Origin of the sequence: Shimia isoporae, from assembly GCF_004346865.1 — a bacterium.
GTDB classification, from domain to species: Bacteria; Pseudomonadota; Alphaproteobacteria; order Rhodobacterales; family Rhodobacteraceae; genus Shimia; species Shimia isoporae.
On sequence record NZ_SMGR01000001.1, the window covers coordinates 1,618,594 to 1,638,310 of the forward strand.

General features: G+C 56.7%; 20 protein-coding genes. 13 read left to right on the forward strand and 7 right to left on the reverse strand.

Annotated features, from left to right (window positions below):
• Positions 1-107 precede the first annotated feature (107 nt).
• From purM to rnd, 3 genes are all read left to right on the forward strand, one after another.
• Positions 108-1,157: a phosphoribosylformylglycinamidine cyclo-ligase gene (gene purM / locus BXY66_RS07940; protein WP_132859602.1), complete on the forward strand. Its 1,050-nt coding sequence runs from the start codon at positions 108-110 to the stop codon at positions 1,155-1,157.
• Entirely contained in the window at positions 1,154-1,747 is a 594-nt protein-coding gene (gene purN, locus BXY66_RS07945; protein ID WP_132859603.1) for a phosphoribosylglycinamide formyltransferase, read from the forward strand. Before purM ends, purN begins: the two co-directional genes overlap by 4 nt.
• A gap of 84 nt (positions 1,748-1,831) precedes the next feature.
• Positions 1,832-2,989 (forward strand): ribonuclease D, encoded by a 1,158-nt coding sequence (gene rnd, locus BXY66_RS07950; RefSeq protein WP_132859604.1) that lies wholly within the window; start codon positions 1,832-1,834, stop codon positions 2,987-2,989.
• A gap of 3 nt (positions 2,990-2,992) precedes the next feature.
• On the opposite strand, the gene BXY66_RS07955 is transcribed toward rnd, so the two are convergent.
• From BXY66_RS07955 to BXY66_RS07965, 3 genes are read right to left on the reverse strand one after another with little or no spacing between them, the layout of a single operon-like run.
• On the reverse strand, positions 2,993-3,457 hold the full coding sequence (locus tag BXY66_RS07955) for a phage holin family protein (protein WP_132859605.1): 465 nt from the start codon (positions 3,455-3,457) through the stop codon (positions 2,993-2,995).
• Between the two features lie 9 nt (positions 3,458-3,466).
• Positions 3,467-3,712 carry a hypothetical protein gene (locus BXY66_RS07960; RefSeq protein WP_132859606.1) on the reverse strand — a complete coding sequence of 82 codons (246 nt, stop codon included), beginning with the start codon at positions 3,710-3,712 and terminating at the stop codon, positions 3,467-3,469.
• Positions 3,712-4,809, reverse strand: a complete 1,098-nt coding sequence (locus BXY66_RS07965) for an AI-2E family transporter (protein ID WP_132859607.1) — start codon at positions 4,807-4,809, stop codon at positions 3,712-3,714. Before BXY66_RS07965 ends, BXY66_RS07960 begins: the two co-directional genes overlap by 1 nt.
• Before the next feature lie 434 nt (positions 4,810-5,243).
• On the opposite strand from BXY66_RS07965, the gene BXY66_RS07970 reads away from it, so the two are divergent.
• Complete coding sequence (locus BXY66_RS07970; RefSeq protein WP_132859608.1) at positions 5,244-5,573, forward strand: TfoX/Sxy family DNA transformation protein; 330 nt, start codon at positions 5,244-5,246, stop codon at positions 5,571-5,573.
• 75 nt (positions 5,574-5,648) lie between these two features.
• On the opposite strand, the gene ndk is transcribed toward BXY66_RS07970, so the two are convergent.
• The gene (gene ndk, locus BXY66_RS07975; protein WP_132859609.1) at positions 5,649-6,071 is read right to left on the reverse strand and encodes a nucleoside-diphosphate kinase; all 423 of its coding nucleotides are present in this window, start codon (positions 6,069-6,071) and stop codon (positions 5,649-5,651) included.
• A 132-nt stretch (positions 6,072-6,203) separates the two neighbouring features.
• Between ndk and BXY66_RS07980 the strand changes: the two genes are divergently transcribed.
• From BXY66_RS07980 to BXY66_RS07990, 3 genes are read left to right on the forward strand one after another with little or no spacing between them, the layout of a single operon-like run.
• Positions 6,204-8,054 (forward strand): ABC-F family ATP-binding cassette domain-containing protein, encoded by a 1,851-nt coding sequence (locus BXY66_RS07980; protein WP_132860380.1) that lies wholly within the window; start codon positions 6,204-6,206, stop codon positions 8,052-8,054.
• A gap of 34 nt (positions 8,055-8,088) precedes the next feature.
• Complete coding sequence (locus tag BXY66_RS07985) at positions 8,089-8,718, forward strand: MarC family protein (protein WP_132859610.1); 630 nt, start codon at positions 8,089-8,091, stop codon at positions 8,716-8,718.
• 47 nt (positions 8,719-8,765) lie between these two features.
• The gene (locus tag BXY66_RS07990) at positions 8,766-9,347 is read left to right on the forward strand and encodes a retropepsin-like aspartic protease family protein (protein WP_132859611.1); all 582 of its coding nucleotides are present in this window, start codon (positions 8,766-8,768) and stop codon (positions 9,345-9,347) included.
• A 69-nt stretch (positions 9,348-9,416) separates the two neighbouring features.
• Here the strand turns inward: BXY66_RS07990 and BXY66_RS07995 are convergent, their stop codons facing one another.
• Positions 9,417-9,884, reverse strand: coding sequence for a DNA polymerase III subunit chi (locus BXY66_RS07995; RefSeq protein WP_132859612.1), 468 nt, complete (start codon positions 9,882-9,884; stop codon positions 9,417-9,419).
• 5 nt (positions 9,885-9,889) lie between these two features.
• A complete protein-coding gene (locus BXY66_RS08000; RefSeq protein ID WP_132860381.1) occupies positions 9,890-11,371 on the reverse strand; it encodes a leucyl aminopeptidase in 1,482 nt (493 codons plus the stop codon).
• A 126-nt stretch (positions 11,372-11,497) separates the two neighbouring features.
• Between BXY66_RS08000 and lptF the strand changes: the two genes are divergently transcribed.
• The 6 genes from lptF to rsmA are packed head-to-tail and all read left to right on the forward strand — an operon-like array spanning position 11,498 to position 19,002.
• The gene (gene lptF / locus BXY66_RS08005; RefSeq protein ID WP_132859613.1) at positions 11,498-12,613 is read left to right on the forward strand and encodes an LPS export ABC transporter permease LptF; all 1,116 of its coding nucleotides are present in this window, start codon (positions 11,498-11,500) and stop codon (positions 12,611-12,613) included.
• A complete protein-coding gene (gene lptG, locus BXY66_RS08010) occupies positions 12,610-13,707 on the forward strand; it encodes an LPS export ABC transporter permease LptG (RefSeq protein ID WP_132859614.1) in 1,098 nt (365 codons plus the stop codon). The genes lptF and lptG overlap by 4 nt, the downstream gene beginning before the upstream one ends.
• Positions 13,704-15,884, forward strand: coding sequence for an LPS-assembly protein LptD (locus BXY66_RS08015; protein WP_132859615.1), 2,181 nt, complete (start codon positions 13,704-13,706; stop codon positions 15,882-15,884). Before lptG ends, BXY66_RS08015 begins: the two co-directional genes overlap by 4 nt.
• Before the next feature lie 23 nt (positions 15,885-15,907).
• A complete protein-coding gene (locus tag BXY66_RS08020; protein ID WP_132859616.1) occupies positions 15,908-17,140 on the forward strand; it encodes a peptidylprolyl isomerase in 1,233 nt (410 codons plus the stop codon).
• On the forward strand, positions 17,137-18,102 hold the full coding sequence (gene pdxA / locus BXY66_RS08025) for a 4-hydroxythreonine-4-phosphate dehydrogenase PdxA (RefSeq protein WP_132859617.1): 966 nt from the start codon (positions 17,137-17,139) through the stop codon (positions 18,100-18,102). Before BXY66_RS08020 ends, pdxA begins: the two co-directional genes overlap by 4 nt.
• A 60-nt stretch (positions 18,103-18,162) precedes the next feature.
• Positions 18,163-19,002 carry a 16S rRNA (adenine(1518)-N(6)/adenine(1519)-N(6))-dimethyltransferase RsmA gene (rsmA, locus tag BXY66_RS08030; protein WP_132859618.1) on the forward strand — a complete coding sequence of 280 codons (840 nt, stop codon included), beginning with the start codon at positions 18,163-18,165 and terminating at the stop codon, positions 19,000-19,002.
• Between the two features lie 71 nt (positions 19,003-19,073).
• Here rsmA and BXY66_RS08035 read toward each other — a convergent pair whose 3' ends face one another.
• A complete protein-coding gene (locus BXY66_RS08035) occupies positions 19,074-19,649 on the reverse strand; it encodes a DUF4167 domain-containing protein (protein ID WP_132859619.1) in 576 nt (191 codons plus the stop codon).
• Positions 19,650-19,717 lie beyond the last annotated feature (68 nt).

Below are 19,717 nucleotides of genomic sequence, written 5' to 3' on the forward strand. Positions count from 1 at the left end.
CCCGCCCCTGCACCGCTTGTTTTTGCAAGCGGTGCATTGACCTGTTCCCTTTGCGACAACGATGCAGTAAGGCAATGCGCCAAACGCACCCGGCAAGGATCACGGACATGAGCGACGGCAAGAACGGCATCACTTACGCAGACGCAGGCGTGGACATCGACGCAGGCAACGAACTGGTCGAACGCATCAAACCGGCTGCAAAGCGCACGTCCCGCTCCGGAGTTATGGCTGGTCTTGGCGGATTTGGCGCCCTATTCGACCTCAAAGACGCAGGCTACACCGATCCGATCCTCGTGGCCGCAACTGACGGCGTCGGAACAAAACTGCGTATCGCTATCGACACAGGCAACGTTGACGGTGTCGGCATCGACCTCGTCGCGATGTGTGTAAACGATCTGGTCTGTCAGGGTGCGGAGCCCCTTTTCTTTCTGGATTATTTTGCAACTGGCAAACTCGAAACCGAAACCGCTGCGCGCATCATCGAAGGCATCGCGGAGGGTTGCTTCCAGTCCGGGTGCGCCCTCATAGGTGGGGAAACGGCTGAAATGCCCGGCATGTACGAGGCAGGTGACTTCGATCTTGCGGGGTTCTCGGTCGGCGCCATGGAACGTGGCAGCGACCTTCCCGCAGGTGTAAAGGAAGGCGACGTGCTGCTCGGTCTTGCCTCTAATGGTGTTCACTCCAACGGATACAGCCTTGTTCGCAAACTCGTCGAAGTTTCGGGTCTCAAATGGGATGACACATGTCCGTGGGACGATACACAGACTCTCGGCGCCGCCCTGCTTGCGCCAACGCGTCTATACGTGAAGCAAGCACTGGCGGCAGTTCGTTCAGGCGGCGTTCATGCGCTCGCGCATATCACAGGCGGCGGCCTGACCGAAAACTTGCCCCGTGTCCTGCCCGATGGCCTGGGTGCAAAGATTGATTTGGACACCTGGACACTTCCACCTGTCTTCCAATGGCTTGCCCAAACAGGAGGAATGGATCAGGCGGAGATACTAAAGACATTCAACTCCGGTATTGGCATGATCCTCTCCGTCGAAGCTTCTCAGGCGGACGCACTGACTGATCTGTTGACAGCGGAAGGCGAAACCGTAACGCGCCTCGGCACGGTGGTTTCAGGAGAAGGCGTGGCTTATTCGGGTTCGCTTCTGTGAAAAAGCGTGTTGCCATTTTCATTTCCGGTGGAGGCTCCAACATGGTGAGCCTCGTCGAGGATATGGCTGACCCTGATCATCCTGCAAAACCAGTTCTGGTTTTGGCGAACTCCGCTGATGCTGGAGGCTTGGCGAAAGCATCGGATTTGGGTGTTCCGGTGGTATCGGTTGACCATCGCCCGTTTAAAGGCGACCGTCCGGCATTCGAAGCCGCGCTCAATGCTGAACTGGACAAAGTAAGCCCGGACATTCTTTGTCTTGCTGGCTTCATGCGGGTTCTAACCGAAGGTTTTGTCGCGCCTTGGGAAGGCCGAATGCTGAACATCCATCCTTCCCTTCTGCCCAAATACAAGGGGCTGCATACCCACAGCCGCGCTCTGGAGGCTGGCGACAACGAACACGGCTGCACTGTTCATATGGTGACACCGGTTCTGGATGACGGCCCGATCCTAGGACAAGCGCGGGTGCCCGTTGAAAAAGACGACACCGCCGAAACACTCGCGGCCCGCGTCTTGGTGAAAGAACACCAGCTTTATCCCGCGTGTTTGCGCCGTTTTGCAGCAGGCGACACCACAAGAGTGGACCTCTAGGCTGGCTGTAATTGCAATCTTAGCTTTTTCTGCGTAGTGCTGGTGGCAATAGAGAAAAAGACCAGAGCAAGAAGACAGCCGCACATGAAAACCCTGACGACAACGGATGAACTCGCCCAATTTTGCACAGAGGCGCGAGAGCACCCTTATGTGACGATCGATACAGAGTTTCTGCGCGAACGCACCTATTACTCCAAGCTATGTCTTGTACAGCTAGCCATGCCCGGTGACACGGACGAAAACGCGGTCCTCGTTGACCCCTTGGCCGACGAGATATCGCTCGACCCTCTTTTTGATCTGTTTCGCGATACATCGGTTGTAAAGGTTTTCCACGCCGCTCGTCAGGATCTCGAAATCTTCTTTGTCGAAGCAGGCGTCTTCCCCGATCCGCTTTTCGACACCCAAGTCGCCGCGATGGTCTGTGGATTTGGTGAACAAGTTGGCTATGAAACCCTTGTACGTCGCATCGCGAAAGCCGGTGTCGACAAAAGTTCCCGTTTCACCGACTGGTCCCGTCGTCCGCTCAGCGACGCTCAGAAGTCTTATGCACTTGCCGACGTTACGCACCTGCGCAAGATCTATGAATTCCTTGCGGAACAACTTGAAAAAACCGGCAGAAACCATTGGGTTCAGGAAGAAATTGGCATTTTGACCAACCCGGACACCTATATCATACAGCCCGAAAATGCATGGAAGCGTGTCAAGACACGCACCACTTCTCCCAAGTTCCTCGCCATCGTCAGGGAGCTTGCCAAATTCCGCGAGGCTTATGCTCAGGATCGGAACGTTCCACGCAACCGTGTGTTCAAGGACGACGCGCTGGTTGAGCTCGCTTCAACCAAACCACGGAATTCCGGAGACCTCGGAAAATCGCGTCTGCTCCTCCGTGAGGCCCGCAAAGGCGATATCGCGGATGGAATTCTCAAGGCAATCGCGGCTGGCGTGAATTGTCCATCTGACGAGATGCCCCGCGTTCCGCGCAAAGACGACAAGATGCAAGTCAATCCGGCCCTCGCCGATCTTTTGCGAGTGCTGCTCAAAGCCAAAACGGAAACCTCCGGTGTGGCCCCCAAGCTGATTGCATCTGCCGCTGATTTGGATGCGCTTGCGGCGGGCCAACGTGACGTAGCAGCGCTGTCTGGCTGGCGTCACGAGGTATTCGGGGAAGACGCACTGCGCCTGTGCAACGGCGAAATCGGCCTTGCAGCCAAAGGTGCTCAGGTCAAAATCGTTTCTCTTTAAACCCTATTTTTTGGATGTCTTCACCAAAGCCTTGGCAATCGCCGAGGCCAAACTGGGCGTGATCGCACCAAGCGGGTTTTTCGCCATATTTTTCAGAGCATCAGTCGCGGCCTTGGCCTCGTCCGCGGCACTGCGGACCTCTGCCTCGAGATCTTCAAGCGCCATGTCGCGCACTTCAGACACTGCATTAACCTCTTCACCAACCGTCGCTTTGCTTGCTCCGACCAGCAAGACGATCGCGAGCGCCATGTTGACCAGCGCCACAATCAAAGCCGCACTGGCGGGTGACATGGCTTCCGACAAGGCAAAAAATCCGGCGACGTTAAACATAACCAGCCCAACGCCCGCCGCAATCAGGGCGGCGGCTACCATGCCGCCCTGCCGCCGGAACACCGCCATGTGGCGCTGCGCGATCAGTCGTTCTGACCGAAGAATAATCGAAATATTGCGTGCAATTCTGTTGCTCATATCCGTCTCCTATCGCGCACGGCCAATAAGATAGCCAACCACAAGCGCACCCAGCGCTAGCAAAACCGGTTGCTTCTGCGGCATTTCCTCCAAAGCCTCCAACACCTCGGACAAGCTGCTGTCCCATGTATCCTCATCCTGTGACGCCTCATTTTTCTCGGGTGGCGCCTCAGTTGCCTCAGGGGGAACTGGCCTGTCTTCCAACTCGGCTTTCAGGCGCAGGACTTCTGCCTCAAGCTCAGCTTTCGTCGCCATTAGTTTTGCGCCTCCTTAGCGTTCTTGGTTGCCGGATCCGGTGGATCATCAACCATCAATCGACCGTCTCCAGACATCAGCACGGCAAGCGTGCGTGTTGCTTTGACATGGGACAACACGATCAGCATGCAAACCGTTATCGGCACACTCAGAAAAGCGCCAGCGATGCCCCAGATCGCAGTCCAGAAGGTCAATGACAGAATGACCATAAGTGGCGACAGGTTCAGAGACCGTCCAGTGATTGCGGGCTCAACAACGTTTCCAATCCCGAATTGAACCACCCCACAACCCGCCAGAATTATCAAAAACGGGGTGAACGTTTCAAACTGAACCAGCGCAACCACACTGGGGATTGCCACGCCAATCATAGACCCCAAAGTAGGAATGAAGTTCAACATGAAGATGAGAACCGCCCAGGTTTCTGCGAAGTCCAACCCAACGGGCTTCATGAAACAATAACTACCTAACCCCGTCAGGATACTAACAAAGGTTTTGATGCCTACGTATCGTTGCAACCCAAGCGACACGCCTTCGCCCATTTTCTGAACACGGGCCAAAACTTCCGGCTCGGGAAACGCAATTTCGAGCTTGCGCCGCATTGGCCCGCGCTCCACCAGCATGAACGGAATATAGAGCAGCACCAGCAGCAGTCCGCTCAAAAAACCACCCGCCGAACTGATCGCACCTGTTGCAAACCCCGCGATCTCCATCTCGGAAAGAGCCGCCTTGGCTGCCTCAAAATTCTGATCGCCAACCAGAGCCACAATTCGGGTCAGAATACTGTCAAATCGCGCTTCATACCGCGGCACGGCTTCGGTCACCGACCCAGCCTGGGACGCAAAAATAGTGACGATGACCCACAGGCCAAAAAGCACGGCACAAAGTGCGGCCAGATGCGCGATCGCTGCTGGAACATGCCGCCCGCCAATCCGCAGATCTCTGACCCTGTCGACGATCGCCGTCACGAGGACAAAAAGCAAAATCGCAATCGACAAGGGCACCAGGACTTCGGCTGCAAACACCAATCCTGCTACCAAAAAGAAACCGCTGACCACAAAGTACATCAAGGGACGTAACACGGTCACTCCACCAGCCATTCCGGCCTCCCAATTGCCTGCGATCAATCGTTCAACAAATCCTCGCAGACACCGTTGGCCTGCGCTCAGGCTTCAACTCTGCGGAGCCAAACCCGTGTAAGCAAGGAATTTTTTTGGCCGTCAGCCCCGGTCAACACTGTGGATTCCAAGACACAACGGCAAGAAATCACCTCATTTCCGGCACGCACAAGTCCAAGACCTGTGTCATGATCCGAGAACACAAAGTCGGCAAAAGCCGTCAATCGGGCAATAGACCCGCAACCATTGGAGCAGTTTCATGCCTTACGTGACCACACCCGCTGGCCAAAAGCCCGCGCCGACTGCAAAGCCTGAGAGCAAGTCCCAACCAAAGCCGGAAAAACCAAAACCGATTTTCACCGACTGGGCCTCCATCTGACGGTTGCGCTCTATCTGCGGCGGATTAAGCTGCAGTCATGAGCACACCGATTTCGTCCATTCGCAATTTGGGTCCAGCTTACGAGCAGGCCTGTGCACGCGCAGGCATTAGTTCGGCCGAAGAAGTTCGCGAATTGGGGCCGGACGAAACATACGCCCGTCTGCTCAAAACCGGCACTCGCCCGCATTTCATAGGTTATTATGTTCTGGTGATGGGCCTTCAAGGCCGACCTTGGAACGACTGCAAGGGCAAGGAAAAAGAGGCCCTGCGCAAGCGCTTTGACGCAATCAAGGCGTCCTCCCATGACAAAGGGCGATCTGATCTCGAAGCCGCACTCGACGCGATTGGCGTGATAGAGAAACGATAAAAGCCTGCCCACAAAAGAAAAACGCGAGAGGTTTCCCTCCCGCGTTTCAATTCATCCATCTGAAGGACGGTTGGCTTAGCCCACCAGCTCCAGACCGGAGAAGAAGTATGCGATTTCAACCGCTGCAGTTTCCGGTGCGTCAGAACCGTGAACGGAGTTTTCACCCACAGACTCTGCGAACTCGGCGCGAATGGTGCCCGGTGCTGCGTCGGCAGGGTTGGTTGCGCCCATAACTTCGCGGTTTTTCGCGATGGCGCCTTCGCCTTCCAGAACCTGTGCAACGATCGGCGCAGACGCCATGAATTCGCACAGTTCGTCATAGAACGGACGTTCTTTGTGCACGGCGTAGAAAACACCAGCTTGTGCTTTGGTCAGGTGGATGCGCTTTTGAGCAACGATGCGCAGGCCAGCTTCTTCGAACTTGGCATTGATCGCGCCGGTCAGGTTACGGCGGGTTGCGTCGGGTTTGATGATCGAGAAGGTGCGTTCCAGAGCCATGTCTGTTTTCCTCTAACTGTGGCGCGGACACCCTGCCCGCTTCCGGTTCCAAATTGGCGCCCCGATAGCACGGCAAATCCAACTTGAAAAGCAGTGATTGACGCCGCGCCGCGCATGGGTCACACCGCGCTCATGCTCAAGATTTCTGACATCTCCTATTCCGTCGAAGGCCGCCCTCTCTTTGAGGAGGCCTCCGCCACCATTCCACCGGGTCACAAGGTGGGCCTGATCGGCCGCAACGGCGCAGGTAAAACTACGCTTTTCCGTTTGATACGGGGGGAGCTGTCATTGGAGGGCGGAAGCATCAGCCTGCCCCAGCGGGCCCGGATCGGCGGTGTCGCCCAAGAGGTGCCGTCAAACGAGGTTTCACTGATCGACACGGTATTGGCAGCGGACACAGAACGCGCTGACCTGTTGGCCGAATCCGAAACCGCCACTGACCCCGCGCGCATCGCCGAAATTCAGACCCGACTGGCAGACATCGACGCATGGAGCGCCGAAGCCCGCGCCGGATCGATCCTCAAAGGCCTTGGCTTTGACCACGAGGATCAGCAAAAACCCTGCTCCGCCTACTCCGGCGGCTGGCGAATGCGCGTGGCCCTCGCCGCTGTCCTGTTCTCGGAACCTGACTACCTTTTGCTCGATGAACCCACAAACTACCTCGACCTTGAAGGTGCGCTGTGGCTGGAAAACTATCTCGTCAAGTACCCCCACACCGTACTGATCATTTCCCACGACCGCGAACTCCTGAACCGGTCCGTTGGTGCGATCCTGCACCTGGATGAACGGAAACTGACCTACTACACCGGACCCTATGACCAATTTGCCCGCCAACGGGCAGAGCAACGTGCGGTTCAAGCGGCGGCAGCCAAAAAGCAAGAAGCACAACGGGCGCATTTGCAAAAATTCGTCGACCGGTTCAAGGCAAAGGCGTCAAAGGCGAAACAAGCGCAAAGCCGTGTCAAAATGCTGGAGAGGATGACGCCAATCACAGCGCCGGAAGACGCAGCACGAGTGGTTTTCACCTTCCCGACCCCGGAAGAACTGTCCCCGCCAATCATCGCTATTGAAGGCGGATCCACTGGGTACGGCGACACCGTCGTGCTGAAGAATCTCAACCTGAGGATCGACCAGGATGACCGTATCGCCCTGCTGGGCAAAAACGGTCAGGGCAAGTCTACTCTCGCAAAACTATTGTCGTCCCGCCTTGACGCTATGGGCGGCAAATTCACCAAGTCCTCCAAACTGCGCATCGGTTTCTTTGCCCAGCATCAGGTGGACGAACTCTATGTCGACGAAACCCCGATCCAACACCTAATGCGCGAGCGCCCCGATGAAGGTCAGGCCAAACTGCGGGCACGTCTCGCAGGCTTTGGCCTTATGGCCGCGCAAGCCGAAACCGAGGTGGGCCGACTTTCGGGCGGTCAGAAAGCGCGTCTTTCGCTTCTGCTCGCCACGCTGGACGCGCCACATCTTTTGATCCTCGACGAACCGACCAACCACCTCGACATAGAAAGCCGCGAGGCCCTCGTCGAAGCCCTCACTGCCTACTCTGGCGCGGTCATCCTCGTCAGCCACGACATGCACCTGCTGACGCTGGTTACAGATCGGCTTTGGCTTGTTAAGGACGGCACGGTCAAACCCTATGAGGACGATCTTCCGGCCTATCGCAAGCTTTTGCTAACTTCTGACAAGCCAACCGGAAAACCCAAAGCCGACAAACCAGCGCCCAAAAAGGCCAGCCGTGACGACATCCTTGCCCTTCGCGCAGAAGTTAGAAAATGCGAAGACCGCATCGAAAAACTCAACGAAATGGCAGACAAATTGGCCACCAAACTTGCCGACCCAACGCTTTATGAGGATGCGAAACTCGGCGAAATGGAGGTCTGGCAGAAGAAATATGCCGAAGTGCGCGATGCACAAGACCGCGCTGAGGACCTCTGGATGACCGCGCTTGAAAAGCTTGAAAAAGCCGAAGGCTGACTGCTAGCCTCACTTCAACGACACAGGACCCTGCATGGAAACCGCCGCGCTTGTCACTGCTTTTGTGACGCTTTTCGTGATCATCGACCCGATCGGCCTCCTGCCGATCTACATTTCGTTGACCCAGGGCATCCCTGCCAAACAACGCCGCAGCATTGCTATCCGTGCCTGCGTAATTTCCGTCGTTCTGCTGTCCCTGTTTGCCTTTATGGGTGAGGCCGTACTCGGCTTTGTCGGCATCTCCATGCCTGCCTTCCGAATTGCAGGCGGACTGCTTCTGTTCATCACTGCTTTCGACATGCTCTTTGAACGCCGCACAAAGCGGCGCGAGGGACAGGCAGAAGAAGCAGAGGAAGAACCCGATCACGAAGATCCCTCGGTCTTCCCTCTGGCAATGCCACTAATTGCAGGCCCGGGTGCCATCACCACGGTAATCCTGCTGGTCGGTCAATATTACGACACCCAGTCAAAACTCCTGATGCTTGGAGTTGCGGTTTTTGTTGTCCTGATCCTTTTTGTCCTATTCCTGACCGCAGGGTTTTTCGAACGTGCTCTGGGGCGCACCGGCATCATCGTCGTCACGCGCCTCTTCGGGATGCTTCTGGCAGCGTTGGCGGTTCAGTTCATCCTTGACGGACTGCGTGATGTAGGCATGTTGGGATAACTCTTTTTTCCTGACTTTTCAGACCTATATCTTACTCAGGAGGTATCATGACAGGCGACGATTTCGGCCATATGGCGTATCTGATGCTGCTCTTGGTGTTTGTCGGGTTCTGGTTTGTCGGCGCACAAAGAGAACGCATCGGCAAAACACTTCAATATGCAGCAATCTGGGCGTTGATTTTTCTGGGCGCCATTGCCGCGGTCGGACTTTGGGAAGACATCCGCTCAACCGTGAAACCGGTACAAACCGTACTCATGGATGAAGGCCGCATTGAACTTCCACGTTCCGGCGACGGGCATTTTCACGCAACCCTTGATGTGAATGGCGCGTCCATTGCCTTTGTTGTCGACACTGGCGCCAGCGATCTCGTGTTGTCCAAACAAGACGCAGTACGCGCCGGTCTGGATCCGGACAACCTGCCGTTTTTTGGCCGCGCGATGACAGCAAACGGTCCCGTTGCCACTGCGCCAGTGCGCCTCGATGAGGTGCGCTTCGGCGGGTACACAGACCGCAATGTCCCCGCCAGCGTCAACGACGGCGAGATGTCCACCAGCCTTCTCGGCATGACGTACCTGAACCGCTTTTCCCAAATCACGATTGCAGGAAACAAGCTGATTTTGACGCGGTAGAGATCTGCACCATCGTCAGAAAACAGCAAGAACCCGATCAGATAAGAGTGAACAGACGCAAACCGCGACTTACCCCTCTTCCTTCTCCGCCTTCTTCTGCCAGTTGCCGCTTTCCTCAGACCAGTATTGCGCGGCGCAACCAGCGTCGGTCAGGTCTTTCCATTGGGTCCGCGCATATTGCACCGCATCCATGTCATGCCCGTCAAACAGGATACAAACCCGCTCGGCGTCCTTCACTTCTTGGGCGGACACAACTGCCCCGTCGATCGACATAATGCAGGTTGCCGCATTCGGTAACTCGACTTCAGTGGTCAGCAGGATCGGCTGCAACGCATCATGCGGTCCACCGGAAACCCCATGCGCAAGAAAGCTCTCGTCGCCCTGTAGCCAAAGCTTCTCGTCCAACCACATCATGCGGTCAGCATTGGTGCCGCGCACCACAACCCGCCAACCCGCGCCCCGTGCCTTCTCCAGCAGGATCGGCAACGTCGCGTCCATCGGCCTTTGTGTCAGGTGGTAAAAATACGCGGCACCCAAGGTACTTAGACCTCGAACCTATCTGCAACCAACCGGCTCAGAGCCATCACACCCCATCCGGTCGCGCCTTTGGGCGCAAGCGCCGTCTCGCCTTTCACACTCGCAACGCCCGCGATATCCAGGTGTATCCATGGCACGTCGTCCTGCACAAAACGGTGCAGGAATTCGGCTGCGGTCACAGACCCCGCCGGACGCCCGCCCACGTTCTTGAGGTCGGCAATGCGGCTCTTGAGTTGATCCGCGTAGGCCTTGCCCAATGGCATGCGCCAAGCGCCCTCACCCTCGGCAGAGGCAGCTTTCAGGAAGCCATTGCAGAACGCATCATCGTTGGAAAACACACCGGCGTTCTCATGGCCCAGACCGATAATGATCGCACCGGTCAGAGTGGCCAGATCCACCATCGCCGCCGGGCTGAAGCGCTCCTGTGCATAGTGCATCACATCACACAGAACCAGGCGTCCCTCCGCGTCGGTATTGATGACTTCAATTGTATCGCCCTTCATCGAGGTCACGACATCGCCGGGACGTGTTGCCCGACCAGACGGCATGTTTTCGACCAAACCCACAAGTCCGACAACATTCGCCTTGGCCTTCCGCAACGCCAGAGCCTTCATTGCTCCGGCAACAACACCGGCACCGCCCATGTCCATGGTCATGTCTTCCATGCCGGCAGCCGGCTTAAGGCTGATGCCTCCAGTGTCGAACACGACGCCCTTGCCGACGAGCGCCAGTGGCGCACTTGCATCCTCGGCGCCGTTCCATTGCATGACAACCACTTTGGACGGGCTGTCGCTGCCTTCACCAACAGAAAGTAGCGCCCCCATGCCCAGTTCCGCGAGTTTGTCTTCCTCCAGAACTTCGACATCAACGCCATAAGACTTGAGCGCAACGAGCCTCTCAGCGAATTCTGTTGTTGTCAGAACATTCGCCGGCTCGTTGACCAGATCACGGGTAAAGAACACGCCTTCTGCAACCGCCAAAAGCGGTTCAGCCGCTGTCTCGACCTCTGCCGGTTTTGACGCCATGACGGTGACGCTGCGGGCATCTTCAACGGCCTCCGCAGTCTTGTGTTGGTCAAACCCATAATCGCGCATCGCCAGTCCAGCGACAATTTCAGCAGCCTTCGTCTGGTTCCCCAAAAGGACCAACAAATCAGCTGCGCCGCGCCGCTTTGCCAGCGCGGCGCCTGCCTTTCGTGCCTCTTCCACCGAACAGCGGCGTGCCAGGAACACAAGATCGACAGCATCAGCCGCCATTCCGGCCGGCCATTCCAACGTGACGACCGATCCGGATTTTGCAGTTTCGCCTTTGGCGTCCCGCATCCGTTCCACAGCCCCTTTTGTGAGGCGATTTACCCGACGCGCTTCCTGCCCGAGATTGCCTTCTGTTGGTACCAGCAATGCCACTCGACCCTCGGCGGTGGCGATTTCGTCAAGCGCTGTCTCGACAAAAGTGAACTTCAAAACGTCTACCACGTTGCTCTCCATCTGCATTCGGTTCACCAAGACCTAACCTGCACCTCACCCGAAGGCCAGATAGCAGTTTTACGACCGCGCCAATTCCACTAAACTCCGCCAAAACAAGATGGAAAAAATCTAGGGGGATTCTGGGCGGTGAGCCGATTTGACAGATACATCCTGTCACAGCTTCTGACGCTGTTTGGCTTTTTTGCGCTGGTGCTTGTCGCCGTGTATTGGGTCAATCGCGCGGTCTCGCTATTTGACACGCTGATTGCCAGCGGACAGAGCGTTACCGTTTTTCTTGAACTTTCCGCACTCAGCCTTCCGAACGTCATCCGTCTCATGCTGCCTGTTGCAGCCTTCGTTGCAACGGTTTACGCCACTAATCGGCTTTCGAGCGAAAGCGAGCTGACGATCATGCAGGCGACAGGGTTCAGCCCTTGGCGTCTTGCCAAACCCGTGTTCGTATTCGGACTTTGTGTGGCCGGTATGGTCAGCATTCTGACCCATTTCCTTGTGCCACTCAGCCTGGACGAATTGCAGAAACGCGAGAAAGAAGTGTCCGCAAATGTCACCGCCCGTTTGCTGACTGAAGGGACTTTTTTGCATCCGACCAAGGGCGTCACTTTCTACATTCGGGAAATCGCGGAAAACGGTGTTTTGCAGGACGTGTACCTCGATGATCGGCGCATAGAAGGCAAAACCACCACGTACACCGCCGCCGAAGGATATCTTATCGACGACAACGGCGTCGCTAAAATGCTCATGGTGAACGGAATTGCGCAGCGCTACGACATCGAAACCAACAAGCTTTCGACGACAAATTTTGCGGACTTCTCGCAAAACATAAGCGGGCTGTCCGAAGACACAGGCCCTGTACTCGAAGATATCAAACACCTCCCAACGGGGACGCTTCTGTCCGACCCGCATGGCATTGGCCGGGAGACCGGACGCCGGCACGGAGATGTTCTGTACGAAGCACACAGCCGCTTCGCTCAGGCAACAATTTGCATAGTTTTTGCGGTCATTGGATTTGGTATGCTTATGCTCGGCGGTTACTCACGATTTGGCATGTGGCGCCAGATCCTGATTGCATTTGTGATCCTGATACTCCTTGAAGGCGTGAAGACCACCGTTGTCGATCCCGTGCGCAAAGACGGAGACCTCTGGCCACTGGTGTATTTGCCGACCCTGATTGGTGCGATGATCGCCTTTGGCGTCCTGCGCGCCGTCGCCGGCCCCTTCCGCCGCAAAGAGGTGGCCGCATGAAGGTTCATTTCTATTTCGCCAGAAAGTTCCTGTGGGCGTTGCTCGGCATAACCGGAATCCTGTTCCTGTTGATGACTCTCGTGGATCTCATGGAACAACTGCGCAAGTTCGACGTTGAAGTTGTCGGGTTTGAAACAGTTCTGTATCTTACCCTGCTCAGGATGCCCGAAGGGCTCTACCAGTTGATCCCGCTGATTGTCATTCTGGCAACCGTAACCCTTTTCATAAACCTTTCTCGCACATCCGAACTTGTTGTGGTGCGTGCAGCTGGCCGCTCCGCCATTGTGTCAGTCATTTCCCCAATGACTGTCGCACTTCTGTTGGGACTGCTAAGCGTGACGACCTTCAACCCGATCGTTGCAAGCACTTCGGTCCTGTACGGCGAAAGATCGGACGCATTGCAAAACGCAGGCCGTAACGCACTTTCCCTTTCTGGTGAGGGTATCTGGCTGCGTCAGGGCAGCCCTGAGGGTCAGGCTGTCATCCACGCTGATCGCACCAATGCGGACGCAACCGAATTCCACAATCTGTCTTTGGTCACATACGCCCCAAACGGCGGTCCAACGCAAAGGATCGTGGCACGTTCTGCCCGTCTCGTTGATGGAGCATGGGAGTTGGAACAAGCCAAAATCTGGCCACTGGAAGAAGGCGTGAATTCCGAATCCAACGCCGTGACCCATGATCTTTTGCGCGTTGACAGCTCGCTAACCCCCGAGCGCATTCGAGACCGTTTCGGCAACCCCTCAGCGATCTCGATCTGGGACCTGCCCAAATTCATTCAAGAGTTGCAGGTCGCAGGCTTCTCCGCGCGGCGTCATCTTGTTTGGCTCAACATGGAACTGGCACAGCCGCTCTTTCTTGTCGCAATGGTGATGATCGCATCTGCCTTCACGATGCGACACACCCGTTTCGGCAATACAGGGGTCGCCGTTCTGGTGACAATTCTGATTGGTTTTAGCCTTTATTTCGTTCGAAATTTCTCGCAAATCCTTGGCGAGAATGGGCAAATTCCGGTTATGCTGGCTGCGTGGGGTCCGCCTGCGGCCAGTGTTCTGTTGGCGTTCGGCCTTCTTTTGCATATGGAAGACGGATGAAGACTGCCCTCAGACGACTCGCCTTTGTGCCGCGCAACATGCGCCTGCTGGCTGTAGTGCTGATGGCATCAGCGGCGTCACAGCCTGTTCTCGCTCAGTCCGCCAAGCCGCCGCAGGCCACCCAAGAAGAAAATGACGTGGTTCTCGTTGCAGACAGCGTCTTTGTGACGGGTGACAACAAACTCACCGCAAAGGGCAACGTCGAAGCCTTGAGCGGCAACCGTCGCCTTTTGGCCGACGAGATCATATACGACGGGGAAACCGACAAGATATTTGTCAAAGGCCCTATTCGTATTTTCGAGGGCGCGAATACGGTCATTCTCGCTACCGAGGCGGAGTTGGACAAGGACATGCGCAACGGCCTGTTGCGTTCGGCCCGCGTCGTTCTGAGCCAACGCACGCAAATCGCGGGAGCGCAATTGGACCGGGTGGATGGCCGTTACAACGTGCTGACCAAAACCACCGTGTCATCCTGCCATGTATGCAAAAACAATGAACCGCCGCTTTGGTCAATTCGGGCGAGCCGGGTGGTTCACGATCAGGAAGCTCAGCAAGTCTACTTCGACCATGCGCGTATCTATTTGCGTAGCCTGCCAGTTTTCTACTTCCCGCACCTGCGAATGCCAGACCCGACTCTGGATCGAGCACGCGGCTTCCTGATCCCGACTTTGCGCTCGACCTCGCGTCTCGGTGATGGTGTCAAAGCGCCCTATTTCATTCCAATTGGCCGCAGCAAGGATATCACGCTCACGCCCTACCTATCGTCCGAAACCAGAACTCTGGAACTGCGGTATCGTCAGGCCTTCAAAAAGGGAAAAATCGAGCTGAACGGTGCGGTCAGTGATGACTCACTGAGACCGGACGACATCCGCAGCTATCTTTTTGCCAGAGGGTGGTTCGGGCTTCCCGAGGGATACGCGCTGACCTTTGATCTCAAGGCCACATCAGACGACAGCTATCTAAGCGATTATGACTACTCGGGCGCTGACCGTCTGAACAGCAACATCACGGTGCGCCGCGCAAAGCGCGATGAAAACACGCGTGTTGCATTGCTGCATTTCCAGTCCCTTCGGGACGACGAAGACAACAAGACACTTCCGACTCTGGTGGCCGTCGCGGAAACGGAACGGCGCTTCTTTCCTGCCTCAATCGGCGGCGAATTACGCACGTCTGCAGAAATCCACGGTCACTATCGGGAATCCTCTGACGACGTGATCGGGCGGGACGTCGTTCGTGCTAATGCAGCGATGCTTTGGCGGCGCAACTGGACTTTGCGAAACGGCATTCGCACAGCCGTCACAGGTGAACTCGCATTCGATGCGTTCCGCACTTACAACGACAGCACGGTTTCAAGCTTTGAATTCGGTGTGTCCCCAACCCTGGCCGCAGAGGCGCGCTACCCAATCAGCAAGGTAGGCAACGACGGGGCAACATATATCATCGAGCCTGTCGCACAAATTGCCTACACGGGCGGCGATGATCTTGACGTTGCCAACGACGAAAGCACGCGAACGGAATTCGACGAAGGCAACTTGCTCGCGCTGTCTCGCTTTGCCTCTTACGACCGTCGGGAACGCGGTCTTCGGTCTGCCGTGGGCCTGAATTGGTCGCGCATTGCAAAGTCCGACTGGCGCGCAAGCTTTACACTGGGTCAAGTCTACCGGGACATTGCCCTGCCCGACTTCACAAGTAGCTCGGGTCTTGACGGCAACACCTCCGACTACTTGATCGCTGGCCGGTTCTCTACGGCCAAGGGTTTGGCGGTCGGCGGTCGCACGCTTCTGGGCACAGATGGTGAACTGTCCAAAGCCGAGGCCCGTTTAGGTTGGACCAACAAAAAACTCTGGCTTGATGCCAGCTTCATATGGCTGGATGCGGACCCTGCTCAAAGCCGCCCCGATTTGTTGGCAGAATGGGCTATAGACAGTAGCTACCGTATGAGCCGTCACTGGACCGGTCTTCTGGACTGGCGCTTTGACGCGGGCTCCGGCGAGACCGCCGAAGCCGGACTTGGTCTTGAATATCGCAACGAGTGTCTGAAAGTTGAACTTTCACTCTCGCGCAAGTTTTCCACATCTACTAGGGTTGCGTCGGATACGTCATTCGGCCTGTCCGTGACCCTTCTGGGGTTCTCGGTCAATGCCCCGGACAAAAGCTACGACCGCACCTGCGGATGACACTACAGGAAAGACCAAACGACATGACATCGCGCCTTACCAAACGCTTTGCACTTTCCACAACTCTTGCAGTGATTGTTGGCCTTTCCAGCCCATTGGATGTCTCCGCACAGGGCGCCTTTTCACCAGCCATAACGGTAAACGATCAGGTCGTTACCAACTATGAAATTGATCAGCGCGCGCGCCTGCTCACCATCATGAACACGCCGGGCGACACATACTCGGAAGCACGCAAGCAACTGATTGATGATCGCCTCAAAGTACAGGCCGCACGCATCGCCGGCGTCAGCGTTCCCGAGGAAGGTGTGCAGGCGGGGCTCGCCGAATTCGCCCAACGCGTAAACATGCAGCCTGACGAAATGCTCAAGGCATTGGCCAGTGAAGGCATCGACGAAGAAACCATGCGGGATTTCATCACCTCCGGTGTGACTTGGCGTGGCTTCGTGCAGGCCCGATTTGGCGGCAGCGTGCAGATTTCCGAGGAAGAAATTGATCGCGCAGTAGCATCCAACACCGGCGCGGGCGGTTTGCGAGTTCTATTGTCCGAAATCGTGATCCCGATGACGCCGCAAACACAGGGCCAGGTGATGGGCCTTGCCCAGCAATTGTCCGAAATTCGCTCTTTTGAGGACTTCGAACAAGCCGCGATCACGTATTCTCAGTCCCCGACGAAAGACGACGGTGGCCGCATCCAGTGGATGTCCGTGACCAATCTACCGCCTCAGCTGCGCCCTCTGATTGCTGCCCTGTCGCCCGGAGAAGTAACAGCGCCCGTACAATTGCCGAACGCAGTTGCTCTTTTCCAGATGCGCCGCGTAGAGGAAAGCAATCGCCCTGCACCAAGATACTCCGAAATTGACTATGCCATGTACTATCTGGCAGGTGGTCGGACGCCTGAAACACTGGCTCAGGCACGCGACATCGCCAACCGTATTGACCGCTGTGACGATCTCTACGGCATTGCCAAAGATTTGCCGCCGGAGGTTCTTTTCCGCGAGTCACAGGCTCCTGGTGAAATCCCGCGCGACATCGCACTTGAACTGGCAAAGATGGACGACAACGAGATTTCGACCGCTTTGACCACAGCCAACGGCCAGACATTGATCATGCTGATGCTCTGCGGCCGAACTGCAGAATTTGGCGAGGAATTGTCCCGCGATGAAGTGGCAGCGGCACTGCGCAACCAGCGTCTCGACAATTTCGCCGAAAGTTACCTGAGCCAGCTTCGAGCGCAGGCTCACATAATTGAACAATGACAGCGCCGATCGCGGTTAGCTGCGGCGAACCCGCTGGTGTTGGGCTTGAGATCATCGAAAAGGCTTGGGACGTTCTGAAAAACGATCTGAGCTTTTTTCTGATCGCCGATCCCGCGCATCTGCCGGCCAGCGTGCCATTTATCGAAATTCAGGCACCCAACGAAGCCGCAGAAGTCATGCCCGACGCGCTGCCAGTCCTGCCTCATCCCTTCTTCGGAAAACGTACGCCCGGCATCCCTGATCCTGAAAACGCCGAAGGCGTGATCGAGGCCATTTCGCGCGCTACCGATTTGGCGATGACCGGCGAAGCTTCTGCGGTCTGCACGTTGCCTATCCACAAGAAAGCCCTCAAAGACGGGGCGGACTTCCCCTACCCTGGTCATACCGAGTTTCTTGCGTATTTGGGCGAAGTGGACCGCGTGGTGATGATGCTTGCCTCCGATCAACTGCGTGTTGTGCCGGCCACGATTCACATCCCGCTAAAGGACGTGCCCGCCCACCTGACCCCTGACTTGCTGCGCGATACCATCCGCATCACTGCCGAGGGGCTTCAATCTCAGTTCGGCGTTGCCGCGCCACGCCTGGCCATCGCAGGACTTAATCCTCATGCGGGCGAAGGCGGCGCAATGGGGACAGAAGACGCTGATATCATTGCACCTGTGTTGGAAGAGATGCGCCGCGAAGGCTATGATCTTTCAGGTCCGATGCCTGCAGACACCATGTTTCACGCCCGCGCTCGCGCGGGATACGACGCTGCGATTTGTGCCTATCATGATCAAGCCCTGATACCGATCAAGACGCTGGACTTCGACCGCGGTGTGAACGTGACGCTCGGCCTACCTTTCATTCGGACATCTCCGGATCACGGCACGGCGTTTGACATCGCCGGTCAGGGTGTCGCAAACCCGACAAGCACTATCGAAGCTCTGCGTATGGCCTGGCATATGGCCCAAAGCGCTTGACGCACCGCAAAGCGCCACATACTCCCGCAACAAAGCAGACACCGCCAGCCGGAGCCCGATATGAGCGCCATTGATAACCTGCCCCCTCTGCGCAATGTGATCGCAACGCATGGCCTTTCCGCGCGCAAGGCACTCGGCCAGAACTTCCTGCTGGATTTGAACCTGACCGCAAAGATCGCACGCCGCGCAGGTGACCTTTCGGAGTGCGATGTTCTTGAAATCGGGCCCGGTCCCGGCGGGTTGACCCGCGGCCTTCTCGCCGAAGGTGCCCGCAGAGTGCTGGCGATTGAAAAAGATGAACGCTGTATGCCTGCCCTTGCCGAAATCGGCGCCGCCTACCCTGGTCAGCTTCAGGTTATCAACGGAGATGCCCTCGAAGTTGATCCGCTCAGCCATCTGACGCCGCCAATCCGCGTCGCCGCCAACTTGCCATACAACGTCGGAACCGAATTGCTGGTGCGCTGGCTTACTCCAGCCGAATGGCCTCCCTTCTGGGAAAGTCTGACTCTGATGTTCCAACGTGAAGTGGCGGAACGCATCATTGCTGCCCCCGGCTCCAAGGCCTATGGACGCCTCGCGCTTCTGGCCCAATGGCGCGCGGATGCGAAGATTGTCATGCACCTACCGCCAGAGGCGTTCTCACCGCCACCCAAAGTCCATTCCGCTGTCGTGCATCTGACCGCGTTGCCGGAACCCCGCTACCCTGCCGACGCGGCAATCCTGTCCCGTATCGTGGCCGCAGCCTTCAACCAGCGCCGCAAAATGCTGCGCGGTTCGCTGAAGGGTCAAGCGCCCGACATCGAAGACCGATTGATCTCTGCTGGCATCAAACCCACCGAACGCGCAGAACAGGTCAGCCTGGAGCAGTTCTGCGCCTTGGCACGAACTTTCGACGCGTAAATCGGTCGAACAAAAGCAAAAAAAACCCGAAGCCAAGCTCCGGGGTTTTCTATCTTAAACTCTAAAGCAAATCACTCTGCCGCCGGATTTTCCTCTGACGCCGGTGCCGCCTCCGCCGCCTCTGGCTCTGCCTTCTTACGAGGGCTGCGTTTGCGGGGTTTTTTCGGCTTGGGCTCTTCTGATGCAGTTTCCGGTGTCTCCACCAGACCGCTGTCCGCCACTTCGCCGATCACATCGGGTTGCTCCGCTTCGGACGGGTCTTCAGCCGACGCAACAGCCGCTTTCTCGCCGCTGCCATTGGCTTCGCGTTCCTGACGCTCAATGCGTTCCCGGCGCTCGCGATCCCGCTCTTGCTGGCGCTCACGGTTCTGGCGTTCCTGCTCTTCACGACGGGCTTCCTGCTCTCGCTGGGCCTCGTTCAGCATGCGCTGGTAATGCTCGGCGTGCTGCTGGAAGTTTTCCGTGGCAACACGATCATTGCTCAGCTGGCTGTCGCGGGCGAGCTGGTTGTATTTGTCGATAACTTGCTGCGGAGTACCGCGCACCTTGCCCTCTGGACCGGAGCTGTCAAACACTCGGTTGACGATATTACCTGAGGGACGGTTGCGGTTACCCTTGTTCCGCGAACGTGACTTCGAAGATCTCATTTTCTTTGCAATCCAGCCTTGGTCAATTGCTGTCGCTCATTCCGTTTCACGCCTCTTGCGCTCTAAAT

Excerpts from the sequence above, each read along its gene's own strand:
- rsmA (WP_132859618.1), top strand. The coding sequence starts at position 18,163 with ATGAGCGCCATTGATAACCTGCCCCCTCTGCGCAATGTGATCGCAACG.
- BXY66_RS08020 (WP_132859616.1), top strand. The coding sequence starts at position 15,908 with ATGACATCGCGCCTTACCAAACGCTTTGCACTTTCCACAACTCTTGCA.
- BXY66_RS07990 (WP_132859611.1), top strand. The coding sequence starts at position 8,766 with ATGACAGGCGACGATTTCGGCCATATGGCGTATCTGATGCTGCTCTTG.
- BXY66_RS07985 (WP_132859610.1), top strand. The coding sequence starts at position 8,089 with ATGGAAACCGCCGCGCTTGTCACTGCTTTTGTGACGCTTTTCGTGATC.
- ndk (WP_132859609.1), bottom strand. The coding sequence starts at position 6,071 with ATGGCTCTGGAACGCACCTTCTCGATCATCAAACCCGACGCAACCCGC.
- BXY66_RS07980 (WP_132860380.1), top strand. The coding sequence starts at position 6,204 with ATGCTCAAGATTTCTGACATCTCCTATTCCGTCGAAGGCCGCCCTCTC.
- BXY66_RS08035 (WP_132859619.1), bottom strand. The coding sequence starts at position 19,649 with ATGAGATCTTCGAAGTCACGTTCGCGGAACAAGGGTAACCGCAACCGT.
- purM (WP_132859602.1), top strand. The coding sequence starts at position 108 with ATGAGCGACGGCAAGAACGGCATCACTTACGCAGACGCAGGCGTGGAC.
- lptG (WP_132859614.1), top strand. The coding sequence starts at position 12,610 with ATGAAGGTTCATTTCTATTTCGCCAGAAAGTTCCTGTGGGCGTTGCTC.
- BXY66_RS07965 (WP_132859607.1), bottom strand. The coding sequence starts at position 4,809 with ATGGCTGGTGGAGTGACCGTGTTACGTCCCTTGATGTACTTTGTGGTC.
- BXY66_RS07955 (WP_132859605.1), bottom strand. The coding sequence starts at position 3,457 with ATGAGCAACAGAATTGCACGCAATATTTCGATTATTCTTCGGTCAGAA.
- rnd (WP_132859604.1), top strand. The coding sequence starts at position 1,832 with ATGAAAACCCTGACGACAACGGATGAACTCGCCCAATTTTGCACAGAG.
- BXY66_RS07970 (WP_132859608.1), top strand. The coding sequence starts at position 5,244 with ATGAGCACACCGATTTCGTCCATTCGCAATTTGGGTCCAGCTTACGAG.
- BXY66_RS07960 (WP_132859606.1), bottom strand. The coding sequence starts at position 3,712 with ATGGCGACGAAAGCTGAGCTTGAGGCAGAAGTCCTGCGCCTGAAAGCC.
- BXY66_RS08000 (WP_132860381.1), bottom strand. The coding sequence starts at position 11,371 with ATGGAGAGCAACGTGGTAGACGTTTTGAAGTTCACTTTTGTCGAGACA.
- pdxA (WP_132859617.1), top strand. The coding sequence starts at position 17,137 with ATGACAGCGCCGATCGCGGTTAGCTGCGGCGAACCCGCTGGTGTTGGG.
- BXY66_RS08015 (WP_132859615.1), top strand. The coding sequence starts at position 13,704 with ATGAAGACTGCCCTCAGACGACTCGCCTTTGTGCCGCGCAACATGCGC.